General features: G+C 69.1%; 17 protein-coding genes. 13 read left to right on the top strand and 4 right to left on the bottom strand.

The genetic code is table 11. The features are described from left to right. Nucleotides 1–36 precede the first annotated feature (36 nt). Nucleotides 37–945, top strand: coding sequence for a hypothetical protein (locus F3H10_RS01275; RefSeq protein WP_149783046.1), 909 nt, complete (start codon nucleotides 37–39; stop codon nucleotides 943–945). 262 nt (nucleotides 946–1207) lie between these two features. On the opposite strand, the gene F3H10_RS01270 is transcribed toward F3H10_RS01275, so the two are convergent. Further along, nucleotides 1208–2860, bottom strand: a complete 1653-nt coding sequence (locus tag F3H10_RS01270) for a DUF7282 domain-containing protein (protein ID WP_149783045.1) — start codon at nucleotides 2858–2860, stop codon at nucleotides 1208–1210. A 550-nt stretch (nucleotides 2861–3410) separates the two neighbouring features. On the opposite strand from F3H10_RS01270, the gene F3H10_RS01265 reads away from it, so the two are divergent. From F3H10_RS01265 to F3H10_RS01220, 11 genes are all read left to right on the top strand, one after another. Continuing rightward, nucleotides 3411–4820, top strand: coding sequence for a CRTAC1 family protein (locus tag F3H10_RS01265; RefSeq protein ID WP_149783044.1), 1410 nt, complete (start codon nucleotides 3411–3413; stop codon nucleotides 4818–4820). A 79-nt stretch (nucleotides 4821–4899) separates the two neighbouring features. Then, nucleotides 4900–5073 carry a DUF7576 family protein gene (locus tag F3H10_RS15880; RefSeq protein WP_188127836.1) on the top strand — a complete coding sequence of 58 codons (174 nt, stop codon included), beginning with the start codon at nucleotides 4900–4902 and terminating at the stop codon, nucleotides 5071–5073. A gap of 42 nt (nucleotides 5074–5115) precedes the next feature. Next, on the top strand, nucleotides 5116–5841 hold the full coding sequence (locus F3H10_RS01260; RefSeq protein ID WP_149783043.1) for a ribosome assembly factor SBDS: 726 nt from the start codon (nucleotides 5116–5118) through the stop codon (nucleotides 5839–5841). A gap of 76 nt (nucleotides 5842–5917) precedes the next feature. Beyond that, a complete protein-coding gene (locus F3H10_RS01255; RefSeq protein WP_149783042.1) occupies nucleotides 5918–6397 on the top strand; it encodes a YbaK/EbsC family protein in 480 nt (159 codons plus the stop codon). 97 nt (nucleotides 6398–6494) lie between these two features. Next, nucleotides 6495–7472: an alpha/beta hydrolase gene (locus F3H10_RS01250; protein WP_149783041.1), complete on the top strand. Its 978-nt coding sequence runs from the start codon at nucleotides 6495–6497 to the stop codon at nucleotides 7470–7472. A 114-nt stretch (nucleotides 7473–7586) separates the two neighbouring features. Then, a complete protein-coding gene (locus F3H10_RS01245) occupies nucleotides 7587–8651 on the top strand; it encodes a metal ABC transporter substrate-binding protein (RefSeq protein WP_149783040.1) in 1065 nt (354 codons plus the stop codon). Nucleotides 8652–8737: 86 nt separating this feature from the next. Continuing rightward, on the top strand, nucleotides 8738–9481 hold the full coding sequence (locus F3H10_RS01240) for a metal ABC transporter ATP-binding protein (RefSeq protein WP_149783039.1): 744 nt from the start codon (nucleotides 8738–8740) through the stop codon (nucleotides 9479–9481). After that, nucleotides 9478–10545, top strand: coding sequence for a metal ABC transporter permease (locus F3H10_RS01235; RefSeq protein ID WP_149783038.1), 1068 nt, complete (start codon nucleotides 9478–9480; stop codon nucleotides 10543–10545). Before F3H10_RS01240 ends, F3H10_RS01235 begins: the two co-directional genes overlap by 4 nt. A 111-nt stretch (nucleotides 10546–10656) precedes the next feature. Continuing rightward, nucleotides 10657–10941: a DUF7545 family protein gene (locus F3H10_RS01230; protein WP_149783037.1), complete on the top strand. Its 285-nt coding sequence runs from the start codon at nucleotides 10657–10659 to the stop codon at nucleotides 10939–10941. A 97-nt stretch (nucleotides 10942–11038) separates the two neighbouring features. After that, nucleotides 11039–11473 (top strand): thiol-disulfide oxidoreductase DCC family protein, encoded by a 435-nt coding sequence (locus tag F3H10_RS01225; protein WP_149783036.1) that lies wholly within the window; start codon nucleotides 11039–11041, stop codon nucleotides 11471–11473. Nucleotides 11474–11477: 4 nt separating this feature from the next. Next, complete coding sequence (locus F3H10_RS01220) at nucleotides 11478–11996, top strand: GIY-YIG nuclease family protein (RefSeq protein WP_149783035.1); 519 nt, start codon at nucleotides 11478–11480, stop codon at nucleotides 11994–11996. Here the strand turns inward: F3H10_RS01220 and F3H10_RS01215 are convergent. The 3 genes from F3H10_RS01215 to F3H10_RS01205 all read right to left on the bottom strand — a co-directional run bounded on the left by F3H10_RS01215 (nucleotide 11993) and on the right by F3H10_RS01205 (nucleotide 13852). Beyond that, complete coding sequence (locus tag F3H10_RS01215; protein ID WP_223174168.1) at nucleotides 11993–12436, bottom strand: acyl-CoA thioesterase; 444 nt, start codon at nucleotides 12434–12436, stop codon at nucleotides 11993–11995. The two genes, F3H10_RS01220 and F3H10_RS01215, sit on opposite strands and share 4 nt — an antisense overlap. 174 nt (nucleotides 12437–12610) lie before the next feature. Further along, complete coding sequence (locus F3H10_RS01210) at nucleotides 12611–13063, bottom strand: bifunctional nuclease family protein (protein WP_149783033.1); 453 nt, start codon at nucleotides 13061–13063, stop codon at nucleotides 12611–12613. Between the two features lie 45 nt (nucleotides 13064–13108). Beyond that, nucleotides 13109–13852, bottom strand: a complete 744-nt coding sequence (locus F3H10_RS01205) for an ArsR/SmtB family transcription factor (protein WP_149783032.1) — start codon at nucleotides 13850–13852, stop codon at nucleotides 13109–13111. A 153-nt stretch (nucleotides 13853–14005) separates the two neighbouring features. Here F3H10_RS01205 and F3H10_RS01200 point away from each other — a divergent pair, with 153 nt between their 5' ends. Then, nucleotides 14006–15751, top strand: coding sequence for a TraB/GumN family protein (locus tag F3H10_RS01200; protein ID WP_149783031.1), 1746 nt, complete (start codon nucleotides 14006–14008; stop codon nucleotides 15749–15751). The last annotated feature ends 4 nt before the right edge of the window (nucleotides 15752–15755 follow it).

Raw genomic sequence — 15755 nt, 5'->3', positions numbered from 1 at the left:
CAACGTTTATCTCCGATAGCCGGCTGATCCGAGTACGTGACCCTCGGACAGCTCGTCGATCGCTTCGAGAGCGCGGAGCGATCGATCGTCGTCGTCAACCGGAGCGATCCGGACCCGGTTCGGAACATGCTCGTCGAGACGTTCGGCGACGGGACCGTCCGTGTGACCGAAGAGGACCTCCGAGGCGACGGGGGAGCCGCGGCGGACGTTCTCGAGGCGATCGCCGCAGGCGGTTCCGTCGAGGCCGACACGCTCTCGTTCGGTGACGGCGTCGGCGACGACGTCGCGAACGCGGAGAACCTCGTGTTGCTGATCGAGGGCGACGAGGTGGTCGCCGGATCGACGCTCGAGGAGCTCGGCGACGCCATCCTGTTCGTGAACTCGGACCTGTACACCACCGGCGCTCGCGGGCTGGACGATCTCGAGTTGCCCTCGGTGATAACCGGCCTCGACGACACGGTGTTCACCCTGCGCGGCTATCCGGAGTCGAACCGACAGAAGCTGCTTTTGATAACCGTCTCGCGGTTCATCGAGCGGGCTGCCCTGACCGCCGGTTCCGGCACGCTCCGGTCGTCGTTCCAGCGGCTCTCACGGCTCGAGGACGAACTCGGCACGCGACGGGTGTACGACCGCGTCGCTTCCGACGGCATCGACACGCACCTCTACGGCGTTCCCGACGACCCGCCGACCGACCTCGGGGCCACGATCCACGGCGGGCGTTCGAGCGACTTCACGAAAAGTTGGTTCGTCGTGTTCGACCCGCCGGACGGGCCGAGGGTCGTCGATGCGGAGACGGACCTCGAGCGGGCGGCGGACGGCGGCGTCGGGCTGCTCGCGGTGGAGACGGAGCCGCGGGTCTGGCGCGGCGTCTGGACGTTCGATCCCGACCGGCTCACGGCGATCAACCGGTACATCAGGCGAAACCTCTCGGCCGCGGGCGGGTGACGCCGCGACGGGACCGAACGATCGCACAACCGGTTCGCGGATCGCTACCCGTCGTTCCATCGTTCACCTCGCCGGGAACGATGCCATCGAGTTGGCCCTCGCATTCGCTCACGACGGTCGTCCCGTTAGGACCGATCGCTCCGTCACCGTTTGAATCGTTACTCGGGTTTCGAAAGCCGTTCTCTCGTGAGGATAAAGGCTACGTTAGACGACCGAGCCCGTGAACTCGGCAGAAGGAACGGATCTGAGGAAACCGGGTTAGCTACCCGTCCTCAGGAGTTTCCGGCTGCTCCTCGTCGCTCTCGTCAGCATCGGAGTCGTCGTCGCCAGCATCGGAGTCGTCGTCGCCAGCATCGGAGTCGTCGCCGTCTTCGCCGTCATCAGCATCCGCACCGTCGTCAGCATCGCCGTCTTCACCGGAGTCATCGTCGGCATCTCCATCTTCGCCGTCGTCGCTCTCGTCTTCACCGGAGTCGCCGTCTTCAGCATCGCCGTCGTCGACATCGTCACCGTTGTCAGCGTCTCCGTCTTCACCGGAGTCGTCGTCGCCAGCATCATCATCGCTGTCAGCGTCACCATCGTCCGCATTCTCGCCGTCTTCAGCATCCTCTCCGTCGTTCGCATTGCCGTCGTCGCTCTCATCTTCACCGGAATCGCTCTCGTCTTCACCGGAATCGCCGTCGTCAGCGTCGCCGTCGTCAGCATCGCCGTCGTCAGCGTCGCTGTCGTCAGCGCCGCCGTCTTCATCGGAATCATCGTCGTCAGCATCATCTCCGTCATCGGCATCTCCGTCATCGGCATCTTCATCGTCGTCGTCCGGGGCTTCGATCGTGATGATCGCGTCTTGCCCGAAATCGTTCGAGAAGACGCTGTGGATGTACATGCCTGCGGGAGTCCCGTCGGTGGCTATCTCGAACTGAACGTCCGTCGAGGTCTCGCCGTCGAGCTCGACGTTTCGAGTCTCCACGAGGTCGCCGTCGAACCGGAACTGGACCGGCTGTTCGTGGGCGAACTCGTTGGGATTCGAGACGGTGGCGCTCACGGTGACGTCGTCGCCTGCGGTCGCCGAGTCGGGTGCGGTGAGGTCCGAGATCTCGAAGGAGACGATCTCGTCGACGATCAGGACCTGAGCCGGCTGCCCGTCCTCACGCGTGTACACGCCGTGGATGTACGCGTCGGAAGCGACCTCCGACGTGTCGACGGAGGCAGTGAAGTCGGTCGATTCGCCGGCATCGAGGCTGACCCGCTCGCGGGCAGACACGTTACCGTCGAACCGGTACTCCACGGTCTGTGTGTCCGCCTCGTCGTTGGGGTTCTCGACGGTCGCACTGACGTTCAGCGTGTCGCCCCGTTCGACGACCTCGGAGGCGGTCAGGTCAGCCACGACGAACGATTCACCGGTGGTCTCCGCGGTTTCCACGGTGACGTTCGCCGAATCGGTTATCGCCGACCCGTCGGCGGCGTACGGGCCGTCCTCCGACCCGTCGCTCGCGACGAAGTCGTAGGTCTCGTTCCCGTTCGTGTCGCGATGCGGCATCGCGATCAGCGTCTCGTTTTCGGTTAGTTCCGTCCGGTCGAACGTCGCTCCCGGAACGCCGTCGAACAGCGTGACCGTTACGTTCTCGTTTTCCCCGGGTTCGAGGTACTCCGAGACGCCGATCACGCTCCCGGTGACCTCCCCGTCGAGCAGGCTGTCGTCGTGGATAACCACGAACCCGCCGTCGGACGTGTTCACCGAATCGACGGTCACCGACGTGCCGTCCGTCGTCTGGTCGGAGAACGCCACCGTGGCGTCGTTGCCCGCCGGAGCATCGACCTGTGGCCGCAGTTCTTGGGCTCCGACCATCCCCGCGACGGAGCTCATCATCACCGCCGCGAGTACGATCGCGATGAGTTTCTTCGTTGAATCTTCCATGTGTGTTGTAACTCAGCTCAACCGTCGCGTTTCGTCCGTCGAACTGTCCTCCGCTCGCTCGTCTACGACCCTCGTGTGAACCACAAACACAGCACGACCCGGCCTTGCTTTGTTATGCAACGCGGTGGTTCGATTTCGATCAGCTTACTCTCGCCCGATGTTCTCCGCTAACGGCCGGGCCTCTGTCGTGACCGATAAGCATCGCTTAGTAGCGAGTTCCGGCGGTATCGCCCGGATTACCCCGGAGGATCACCGGGCGTTCAGGATCCCTGACACGGGGAGTAATCCCTACCAACCGACGCGTGACGGAGGTTCCGCGTCGGCGACACCGGTGTCGCCGTAAACGCCACCCGGAGGGAATCCCGTCGGGAGGGGCGGATCTCGACAGACTCACGGCGATCAACCGGCACGTCGGGCGAAGCCTGCGACCACGGGCGGCTGAGCCGACCGCGACGATCCCACGGCGAAACGCGGGGCGACGAAGTCAATAAACGGCACGTCGGGGTATCCAACCCGTGCGTTCATTACCCCTGGGCGGTGACGGGCGGCCATGTTCGCGGACCGTTCCGACCTGCTCGCCGATGCCGACCCCGTCCGCGGATACGGGGTCGCCGTGACGCCGGGACGGGACGGACCGCTGGTCTTCGTCGCCGGATACGGGAAGCCAAACCGGCTCTACGCACGCGAGAACGGCGGATCCGGTCGGTTCGCCGACACCGCATGCGGGATCGTGGCCGACGGCGACAGACACGCGATGGGCGTCTGTGCGGCCGACGTCGACGCGGACGGCTGCGAGGAGATATACGTCCACAACTGCGCCAACAGCGTCGGCGTCGCCGGCGACTCCGACCTCCTCCTGGACCGGTTGGAGGCCGACCGATACCGGTGGACCGACGCCTTCGCGCTGCCCGTCAACGCCGACCGGCTCAACTTCCGGGCCGGCCGGTCGGTCGCCGCGCTCGACCGGCTCGGAACCGGTCGGTACGGCGTCGCCGTCGCGAGCTACGGTGCGCCGCTGGCCTTCTACGAACTCGGCGACGACGGCGAGGCCTCGGACATGGCCGATGCTGTCGGGCTGGCGGTCGAGGACGGCTGCCGGTCGTTGCTTCCCGGCCCCCTGTGCTCGGCGGGGACCGACCTGTTCGTCGGCGTCGAGTCCGGGCCGAACCGGCTGTTCCGCAACGATGGCGGCCACTACGAGGCGGTCGACGGCGGGCCCGACCTCGCCGACCCCGCCGGGGACGCCCGAGGGGTCGCGCTGGTCGACGAGGACGGGTCCTTCGCGCTCGCGGTCGGCAACTGGGAGGGGCACAGCCGGCTCCTCAGGCCGGACTCCTCGGGACGGTACCGCGACGTCGCCCCGTCGGAGCTCCGCGCGGCCGAGGGCGTTCGTTCCGTGGTCGCCGCCGACTTCGACAACGACGGACGACAGGAGCTGTTCTGTAACGGGTTCGGGGAGACGAACCGCCTGTTCGAGCGGGTCGATCCCGCGGAGAACGCCGGGTCGGCCGAGCCGCGGTGGGCTCCCACGGAGACCGGAGCGGCGGCCGAGCCGAGAGGGTTCGGAACGGGCGCGGTCGCCGCGGACGTCGACGGCGATGGGATCTTGGAACTCGTCGTCGTCCACGGCGAGGTCGCCGCCCAGCCGATCTCGGTGTACGCCGCGCCCGAAGCGGCCGAGAACGACTGGCTTCGCGTCCGCCCGACGACGCCGCAAGGCGCGCCGGCCCGGGGAGCGATCGTGAGGCTCCACGTCGCGGGCGGTGGAACCCAGCGTCGGGTGATCGACGCCGGCGGCGGGTACCTCTGTCAGACCGAGCCGGTCGCACACTTCGGGGTGGGAGACGCGGAGCCGTTACGGGCCGTCGTGCGCTGGCCGGACGGCCGCGAGCGGACGATCGTCGACCCGGAGCCGAACGTCGAACTCGACGTGGCGCACCCGACGGTCGTCGGCGAGTGACCGGACTGCGGTGCGAATCCCGGCCGGCCAGAACTGCCGCGCTTCGCGGGTTCAAGTGGCCGGGAGCCCACGGACGGGTATGGTGGATCCGACATCCGACCTCGGCGAGGAGGACGAGGCGTCCGCGCCGCGGTGTGCGTCCTGCGGGGAGCCCGCCCTCGGCGTCGAGAGACGGACGGTGACGTGGGTGGCGGGCGGCTCGGTCGAACGACGGCACTTCTGCGGGGAGGCGTGTCGAGAGGAGTGGGGGTGAAAGCGCGGGAGGCTTTTTACTACGGGGTGAGAACCGTTCCGTATGATATCACTCGACGAAGCGGTGACCGCGAGACTTGAGTCACACGGGGAGCGATTCGAGGTCCTCATCGACCCGGACGCCGCGCTGGCGATGAAACGCGGGGAGTTCGAGGGCGAACTCGAGGACGTGATCGCCGCCGAGGACGTCTTCGAGAACGCCTCCCGGGGCGACCGGCCCGCCGAGGAGGACCTCGAGACCGTCTTCGAGACGACCGACCCGCTCGAGATCATCCCGCAGGTGGTCGAGCGCGGCGAGATACAGATCACCGCCGAGCAGCGCGAGGAGATGCAAGCGCGCAAGCACAGACAGCTCGTGAACACGATCACGCGCAACGCCGTGAACCCGCAGATGGACGACTCGCCGCACCCGCCCGAGCGGATCGAGCGGGCGTTGGAGGAGGCGGGCTTCCAGATCGACCCGATGGAGCCGGTCGAGAACCAGGTTGACGACGCGCTCGAGGCGCTCCGGCCCGTCATCCCCATCCGGTTCGAGGAGGTGACGATGGCGGTCCAACTCCCCGCGGACTACGCGGGCTCCGGACAGGCACAGATCCGGGAGTTCGGCGATCTGGAGCGCGAGGAGTGGCAGAACGACGGCTCGTGGGTCGGCGTGCTCACCTTCCCCGCCGGGCTTCAAAACGACCTCTACGACCTCGTCAACGAGGTCACCTCCGGGGAGGGGGACGCCCGCGTGATCAAGGACAAGGACGAGTTGCGGACGCGGTGAGGGTCCCCCGCCTCCGGATCGTCCGACGTTCACCGCATCCCGAGGCTTGATGCCGCGCGACCGCGCGGGATCCGGCATGCATCAGCGAGCCTCGGAGTTCGCGGAGCGGGCGCACGACCGATACGGCGTCGACCTCGAAGTCCTCGAGTTCGACGCGGGCACGAAGACGGCGGCGGCCGCGGCGGACGCGGTCGGCTGTGAGACCGCGGCGATCGCCTCGACCATCGTCGTCTCGCTGTCGGGCGGCGACGACCTCGTCGCCGCGATCACGAGCGGGGCGAACCGCCTCGATCTGGACGCCGTCGCCGAGCACTTCGGCGCGTCGTCCGCCTCGATGGGCGACCCCGAACGGATCCGCGAGGTCGTCGGCTGGAGCATCGGTGGCGTCCCGCCGATCTGCCACGACGAGGCGATCCCGACGGTGATGGACCCGACGCTCGAGACGTTCGAGACGGTGTACGGGGCCGCGGGGACCCCGAGCGCGGTGTTCGCGATCGAACCGGGGCGCCTCGCCGACCTGGCGGACGCGACGGTCGTCGACCTGACGGAGTCGTAGGCCGCGGGGTCGTCCCCGGCGGAGACCCGCCGGAGTCGAAGCGGCAACATGCCCGATCGATCCTGACGTTTATCGCATCATCGAGCCAATCGGTACCATGGCACGAGACCTACCACCGATGGATCCGGAGCTGTCGGCGACGCTCGAGGCGATCCCGGACGAGTTCCTGCTCGCGACCGTCGTCGACTTCGACGACCTGCCAGCGACGCGCGAGCGGATGACGCAGTTGATGGAGACGATGCTGGAGGAGGTGCCCGACCGGCCCGGCGTCGAGTCCGAGGACGTGACCGTCCCCGGGCCGGCGGAGGACCGGGACCTCCCGCTCCGGATCTACCGGCCCGTCGACGCCGAGGGGCCCCTTCCCTGCGTGTACTGGATCCACGGCGGCGGCATGGTGTTGGGCGACTTGGACCAGGACGACCCGACGTGTGAGCGGCTCGTCGAGGAGGTCGGCTGCGTCGTCGTCTCGGTCGACTACCGGCTCGCGCCCGAACACCCCTACCCCGCCCCCGTCGACGACTGCTACGCCGGACTGGAGTGGGTCGCTGGAAACACCGCAGACCTCGAGGTGGATCCCTCCCGGATCGCGGTCGGCGGCCAGAGCGCCGGCGGCGGGCTCGCGGCGGCCGTCGCGCTCCGCGCGCGCGACGAGGGCGGCCCCGACCTGTGTCACCAACACCTGATCTACCCGATGTTGGACGACCGGAACGTCACCGAGTCGAGCGAGCAGGTCACCGACATCGGGATCTGGGACCGGGAGATGAACGTCCGAGCCTGGGAGGCGTACCTCGGTGATCTGAGCGGCACGGACGACCTTCCGCCCTACGCCGCGCCGGGGCGGGTCGAGGACCTCTCGGGACTGCCGCCGACGTACCTCGACATCGGGACCCACGACGTCTTCCGCGACGAGACGAGCGCGTACGCCGAGCGGCTGCTCGGCGGCGGGGTGGAGACCGAGTTCCACCTCTGGCCCGGCGCGTACCACGCCTACGAGACGTTCGCGCCCGAGGCGCGGATCTCACGGGAGACGTGGCAGGCGCGCGTGAACGCCCTCGACCGGGCGTTCGACGAGTAGTCACGGGACGACCCGGCGGGCGTTGTTAACTCGGGCGGCCATACTCGATCCGTTTTATTAAATTTGTCTTGTGAAATAACAATTCTTTTGTGTTAATCGCGCGTATCGATCGGCATGGGCGACACGCGCAGATCGGTGTTGCGGCGGAGCGGAGGACTCCTCGGCGTCGGCGCCGCCGGATCCCTCGCCGGGTGTGCCGGCGCGGGTGGCGGGTCGGGTGCCGGCGGCGGATCGGACGGGAGCGCCGCGGGGATCGACTCCGGCTACGCGATGTTCTTCCCCCTCCACGACTGGACGAACAGGGTCGCCGGCGACCACGCGACGTTCACGAACCCGGTCGACGTGGGACAGCTCGGCCACGGATGGGAGCCGAGCGGGAACCTCACGGCCGAGGTGGCGTCGAGCGACGCGTTCGTCTACTTCGACACGCCCGAGTTCACGTGGGCACAGGACGTGGCGTCGACGCTCGAGTCGGACTACGACGGCGTGGCCGTCATCGACGGACTGAGCGGCCTCGACGAGCAGCTGCTCGCCTGGGATCACGGGGAGGAGTCACACGAGGGGGAAGGAGAACAGCAAGAGGAAGGAGAACACCAGGAGGAGGGCGACCACGAAGCGGAAGACGACCACGACCACGGGGACGAGATCGACCCGCACGTCTGGGTCGACCCGGTCCTCGCGAAGGGGGTCGTCGACACGATCGCGGCCGAACTGGGCGAGGCGGACCCGGACAACGCGGACGACTACGCCGCGAACGCCGAGGCGTACACCGCGGAACTCGACGAGGTGGACGAGGCGTTCGCCTCCACCGTCGACGCCGCCGAGCGCGACGTCGTCGTGCTCGCCGGCCACGACTCCTTTCAGTACCTCTCCGAGCGGTACGGCTTCGAGATCCACTCGCCGGTCGGCGTTTCACCGCAGAACGAGCCGAGCGGGAGCGACATCGCGGACACGATCGCGGTCGTCGACGAGAACGACATCGACGTGGTGTTGTACGACCGGTTCGAGTCGCCGAACCTCGCCGAGACCGTCGTCGAGAACAGTAACGCGACGGAGACGATGGCGGTGACGTCCGCGGGCGGGTCGACCCGGGAGTGGAACGAGGCGGGATACGGCTACCGCGAACAGATGCTCGAGGTCAACGTCCCCGCCTTCGGGCGCGCGCTCGGCGCGGAGTGATGGGGGCGTTCGACGCCCACATCGACCGCGTCGTCGATTCGAATGGAAGAGCTAAACGTTCGGAGGACGGAACGTCGGCACACACAGTGGACCCGGCCATCGAACTCGAGGACGTGACGTTCGCGTACGGCGACACCCCCGCCGTGAGAGACGTCTCGCTCACGGTGGAGGCGGGGGACTTCCTGGGGCTCGTCGGCCCGAACGGCTCCGGGAAGACCACGCTCCTCCATCTCATGTTGGGCCTTCACGCTCCCGACGAGGGGACGGTCAGGCTGTTCGACCGGCCGATCGACGAGGTCGACGACGGGAGCCGGATCGGGTACGTCTCCCAGCAGGCGACGAACCGCGGCGGGGCGATGCCGGTCACCGTCCGCGAGTGCGTCACGATGGGACGGTTCGCCCACGTCGGACACGGTCGGCTCGGTGGAGAGGATCGGGAGGCGGTCGCGACCGCGATGGAGACGGTCGGCATCGTCGACCTCGCGGACCGGCTGATGAACGAACTCTCGGGCGGCCAGCGCCAGCGCGCGTACATCGCCCGGGCGCTGGCGAGCGAGGCGGACCTGCTCGCGCTCGACGAGCCGACCGTCGGCGTGGACGCCGAGTCGCGTGACGCCTTCTACGCGCTCCTCGACCGGCTCAACGACGACGGGATCACGATCGTGTTGATCGAACACGACATCGGCGTTGTCACCGACCGCGCCGACCACGTCGCGTGTATCAACACCGAACTGTACCACCACGGCGACACCGAGTCGTTCGTCGAGAGCGACGCCCTGGCGGACGCCTACGGCGCGACCGGACAGGTCGTCCACCACCACCACCCATGAGCGGCGACGGACCGAACTCGGGAAAGCCGACGACCCCGGAGAACGCCCCGGCGCGCGGCCGTCGCCGGACCGTCGAACTCGCCGGCATGGCCGCCACGACCGCCCTCTCGGCCGCCATGATCGGGTTCGTGCTCCTCTACTGGGCGCAGGACCTGCCGGTCGCGAGCGACCTGTACGCCGGCTTCCGCGCGCTCGGACGCTCGATGGACGCCGCGTTCGGAACCAACGTGTTCAGACACCCGTTCATGTGGCAGTCGATGGCGACCGGCGTGCTCATCGGCGTCGTGGCCCCACTCGTCGGAACGTTCCTCGTCCACCGCGAGATGGCGCTCATCGGCGAGACGCTCGCGCACACGGCCTTCGCGGGGGTCGCCTTCGGCTTCCTCCTGAACGCGGTCACGGGCTGGGACGCCCCGCTACTTCTCGTCGCCCTCGTCGTCGGTATCGTCGGCGCGATCGGCGTCCAGTGGCTCACGGAACGGACCGACGCCTACGGCGACGTGCCCATCGCGATCATGCTCTCGGGGAGCTTCGCGGTGGGGACGCTGATCGTCAGTTACGGCCGCGGGCTCACCGGGATCGCCATCGAGGGGTACCTCTTCGGCAACCTCGGGGTGGTGACCGTCGAGGGCGCGCGGCTGATGGCCGGACTCTCCGTCGTCGTCGTCGTCGCGGTCGCGGCCACGTACAAGCAGCTGCTCTTCATCACCTTCGACGAACAGGCCGCCCGCGTCGCTCGATTGAACGTGACGGGTTACAACACGTTGCTCGTGGTGTTGACCGCGGTGGTCGTCGTGGGCGCGATGCAGGTGCTCGGCGTGATCTTAGTCGCCGCGATGCTCGTCGTCCCCGTCGCCGCGGCCTCCCAGATCGCCCGGAGCTTCCGGGAGACGACGTACCTCTCGGTGATCTTCGGCCAGCTGTCGGTGATCGGCGGGTTCGCGCTCGCGATCGGCGGGGAGCTGCCCTCCGGCGGGTCGATCGTGGTCGTCGCGATCGCGATCTACCTCCTCACCGTCGCCGCCTCCGGCTTCTCCGTCCGGGCGATCTCCGCACACGGCTGATCGCCGGGTCATCGCCGTCACGGGTCGACGGCCCGTGTATCGTCCGGTCGTCCGTGCGCGCACCGAGCACGGTTTCCACAGACCCTTATGTCCCGACCGCGAGTCGGAGGTATGGGAGAGACAGAGACCTACACCGTCACCGGACCCGACGGCGAGGAGGAGTCGTTCGAGCTACCCGCCGGCCTCGTCGACGTGCTCAGCGAGCAGGGCGAGCCGTCGACCCGCGTCGTCAGCGACGTCATCGTCCAGGCGATGGCCCAGCAGGCGCACGTCATCGCCCACCACAGCGAGGGCGGCGTCCCCGACGACATCGCCGAGATGAACGAGACCGCGGAGGAGCTCTTCGAGGAGCGGTTCGGCCAGTCGCTCGAGGACGCGCTCGGCCACTCGCACTAGTCGGGTCGAGCCGGTCCGACTTCGCGGTTCGGAGGGGCCGGCGATCGCCACCGACCGCGGGCGACTTCTTAAGTCGGGTCGGAACGTACCTTCACCCATGAGTGACCCGACGGACTCACCGGTGTTGATCTTCGACGGTGACTGTCCGTACTGCTCGATCGCGGCGGTCGCGCTCCGCCGGCTCGACGACGTGGCGGCGGTGCCGTGGGAGGCCGATCCCGTCGGCCCGTTCCTCGACGCGCAGTTCGGCGCGCGGCCGTTCGCGATGGTGCTCGTCGACCCCGACGAGCGGCGGGTGTACGCGGGCCGGGCGGCGGCCGAGGAGCTCGCCGAGCGGGCCGGGACGCCCGGGATCGTCGGCGGGCTCGTCCGCGACAACTACGACCGGATCGCCGGCGTCGTCGGCGCACTGTCGGGACGCGACCGCGACCCCGACGACTTCCACGACGCCTACGATCTCACCGACGAGGCCGCAGCGCTGGTGGAGACGCTTCGACCGGCCGCGAGCGAGCCGCCGGAACCGACGGCGTGAGTGGATGACCGAACCGAACGCGGTCGCGTCGTCGAGGACGGAGCCGGAGCGGACGGAACCCGACCGCGACCTCCCCGCGGACGCCCCCGGCGGGACCTACACCCTCCTCGTCGACCTCCCGTCCGCGACGACCCCGTCCGTCGGCGCGCTCGGAGCGCGTCGGTTCCCCGCCGGCGGGTACGCGTACACGGGCAGCGCGCTCGGCTCCGGCGGGTTCTCGCGCGTTCGCCGGCACCGCCGGACCGCCCGCGGCGACCACGACGTGCGCCACTGGCACGTCGACTACCTGCTCGGCGAGACGGACGCCCGGATCGACCGGGTCGTCCACGCGCCCGGCGTCGACGCCGAGTGCGCGGTGGCCGCGCGGCTCCCGGAAGGACCGGTCGACGGGTTCGGCGCGTCCGACTGTGAGTGCCCGAGCCACCTCGCGGCCGCGGCGAGCCTCGACGACTTGGCCGGGCAGGTGATCCGCGCGTACGACGCCGAGGGGGCGAGCATCCGGATCGCGGACGTCGACGGCTAGACGTCGTACCGGTCGACGACCTCGCGGAGCTGTTCGCGGCGTCCGTCGACGGCGCGCGTTCGGAGGGCCTCCTCCGCGTCGGTCGGGCACGCGAGGTCGGGGACCTCCGTCGGCCGGCCCTCGTCGTCGAGCGCGACGAACGTGAAATACGACGCGGTCGTGCGCCGCTCCTCGCCGGTTCGCGGGTTCTCGGCGCGGACGTCGACTTTCACGTCGAGGCTCGTCCGTCCGGTGTTGAACACGTATCCCTCGATCACGACGACCTCGCCGGTCTCGATGGGGGCGATGAAGTCGACGTGGTCCATCGACGCCGTGACCACCTGCCGGCTCGAGAAGCGCATTCCCGCTATCGCGCCGCAGACGTCCATCCAGTGCAACACCGTCCCGCCGAGCGCCCGCCCGAGGTTGTTGGTGTCGTTCGGCAGGAGCATCTCGGTCATCTCGGTGTGGGAGTCGGCCAGCGTCGCGTCGTTCGCGCTGACGGCCGGGTCCGATCCGTCCTCCGACGGTTCCGCGTCGAGGTCGCTCATGCGTCCGCTCCGGCGGGCGCTCACTTGAATCCGCGGCACCGGCACGTCGCGGGGGTGGATCGCCGTGGCCGCGTGTGGTCGCGGCTACGGACCGTCGCGGCTACCGTCGCCGAAACGGATCGAGTCGGGCGGCCGACCCGCCTCGTCTATCACCTCCTCGGAGACGACGATGGGACACTCGACGCGGACGGCGAGCGCCAGCGCGTCGGAGGGTCGCGCGTCGAAGACGAACCGCTCCGGCTCGCCCGACTCGTAGCGCTCGGCGTCGACCTTCGCGTAGAAGGTCCCGTCCGCGAGGTCGTCGATCCGGACCCGGTCTATCGCCCCGCCGAACTCGGTGAGGATCTCCACGAGGAGGTCGTGCGTGAGCGGCCGGTCGAACGGTTCTCCCTCCAGGACCGTCCCGATCGATCGGGCCTGGTCGCCGCTGACGAAGATGGGGACGTACTCGTCGCGGACGCTCAGGACCACCGCCGGGACGTCGCCGCCGGGTGCCGACCCGGCTCCGACCCCGACGACCTCGGCTTCGTGTTCCATACGGGTGGATGGTGGCACGCGCATGAATAGCTGTCCCCGGCGACATCAGGGAGCAGTTCGGCCCCGCCGGTACCAGTAGAGCACCCCGAGCGAGAACACGAGCGCGGCTCCCAGAAAGAAGACGACGCCGGGCTCCGCGAGCACCGCCGCGGGGTCGGTGAGGAGGTCCGTCGTGAGATCGCCGGCGACGTCGAGGACCCCGTCGCTCGCCTCCGCGTCCACCGTCGGCTCCTCGGGAGACGCGTCCGGCTCCGTGGTGGCGATCCCCACGTCGCCGCCGTCTCCGGAACCGCCGCCGGCGTCGTCGCCGTCGGCGGCCCCGGTGTACCGCTCGGCCGTGGCGTCGGGTGTCGCCATCGCCGCGAGGCGTTGGACGGCGAACGCGGCGACCCCGAGGAGCGCGTACCCGCCGAGGAGCCGCTTCAGCGCCGTCTTGATCCCGGAGGACTGCTCCTCGCTTCCCGCGAACAACACCAGCGGCTCGTCGGCCGGCGCGTACACGTTCATCTCGCGACCCTTCTCGGAGTAGGTCGTGTCGATGACGTCGACGACGTCCGCGTCCTTGAGGTTCGAGAGGTGGTACTGAACGTTCTGGAGGGAGGTGTCGAGCTCGTCGGCGAGTTCGGAGGTCGTCGCCGGCCGCTCGTGAAGCGTCGAGAGGACGTTCCGGGCGGTCTCGGAGCCGAGCGCCGCGAGCAGCTCTTCGGCTTCCTCGTCGTCGACGCCGACGACGCGCGGATCACGGTCGTCGGGTTCGGGGTCCGGCAGGGAGGGCAACAGCCGCGACATACGCGGGTATGCGCGGGGTGTGGATACAAATCTGTTGGGACTCGCGCGCCACGTCCGAGCGACCGACGTGTCGATCCGACGGAAAGGAGGGCCCCACGACCGCTCGATACCGACTCACAAGCACTAAACGCCGGGACGCAGTACGTCGGGGTGATGACAGAGACGCCCGAGGGATCGGCCGACGCCGCGCCGGCCCCCTCCGAGAGCACCCCCGTCGCCGCCGAGGACGGAGAGACCGGGTCGGTGACGGTCGTCGGCACCGCACACGTCTCGGAGCGCTCCGTCGAGGAGGTCGAGGAGGCGATAACGCGGGAGCAGCCCGACGTCGTCGCCGTCGAACTCGACGAGGGCCGCTACCGACAGATGCAGGGGGAGACCCCCGACGACCTCGACGCGAGCGACCTGCTGCGCGGGAACACCGTCTTCCAGTTCCTCGCCTACTGGATGCTCTCGTACGTCCAGACCCAGCTCGGCGAGCGGTTCGACATCGAGCCCGGCGCGGACATGAAGGCCGCCGTCGACGTCGCCGAGCGTCTCGGGATCGACGTCGCCCTCGTCGACCGTGACATCCAGACCACGATCCAGCGGTTCTGGGCGCGCATGACGCTCGCCGAGAAGCTCCGGATGGTCGGCGGACTCGCGTTCGGGGTCACCGACTCCCGCGTCGTCGGCGTGGTCGCCGGAATCTTGATCGGCGTGATCGCCGGGCCCGCGATCGGCCTCTTCGGCGGCTCCTTCGGCGTCACGGAGCCGATCCTGACCAGCGTCACCGCGGGGATGCTGGCGGCGGTCCTGGTCGCGCTCGTCGTCGACCAGGTCGGGAAGGTCGGCCTCTCGCCGGACGCCCGGCTGTACGCCGCGGCCACGGTCGGGCCGGTCGCGGGCGTCGCGGTGGCGGCCTCCGGCGTCGCGGACGGACTCGTCGCGACGTACCTCGGCGGGCTCACGGTCCGGGCGATCGGCAGTCTCGGGCTCGGACTCGCGCTCGGGCTCTCGGTCGGCGTCCTCGGCGCGGCGCTGCTCGGGCTGTTCGGGCTCGCGAGCCCCGACGACGACGCGGAGTACGGCGGGATCGAGGAGATCGACATCGAGGAACTCACCGACACCGACGTGGTGACGATGATGATGGAGGAGTTCCGGCAGTTCTCCCCTGGCGGCGCGGAGGCGCTCATCGACGAGCGCGACGCGTTCATCGCCCACCGGCTCGTCGCCTTACGCGAGGCCGGCCGCGACGTGGTCGCCGTCGTCGGCGCGGGCCACCGGGCCGGGATCGAGGGCTACCTCGCGAACCCGGCGACGCTGCCGCCGATGGCGGACCTGGTCGGCGAGGAGTCGGGACGGGGATTCCCCTGGAAGAAGGCGGTCGGCTACGCGATAACGGTCGGGTTCGTCGGCTTCTTCGTCCTGCTCGCGATGGCCGGCGTCCGGAACGGGTTCCTGTTCCGGCTGTTCGGCGCGTGGTTCCTGATCAACGCCGCCTTCGCGTTCGGGTTCGCGAAGCTCGCCGGCGCGCGGTGGTCCTCGGCCGGCGTCGGCGGCGCGGTCGCGTGGATGACCTCGATCAACCCGCTCCTCGCGCCCGGCTGGTTCACGGGCTACGTCGAGTTGCGCCACCTGACGGTGAACGTCGGCGACATCGGCACGCTCAACGAGCTGTTGGCCGACGAAACGCGCCCGCCCTCGGAGCTCGTCTCCGAGATGCTCGACGTGCCGCTTTTCAAGCTCATCGTGGTCGTCGCGATGACGAACGTCGGCAGCATCGTCGCGAGCTTCCTCTTCGCCGTGTACGTCCTGCCCGCGATGTTCGGCGACATCGGCGGCGTCGAGGAGGTCTCCCGGCTGATGATACAGGGCGCGCGTAACAGCGCCGAACTACTCCGCGGGCTGATCGCCCCCTGACACA

The organism is Halorubrum aquaticum (assembly GCF_900113615.1).
GTDB classification, from domain to species: Archaea; Halobacteriota; Halobacteria; order Halobacteriales; family Haloferacaceae; genus Halorubrum; species Halorubrum aquaticum.
Note: the sequence above shows the minus strand (reverse complement) of the source record. Positions and strands in the feature narration are given on the sequence as shown.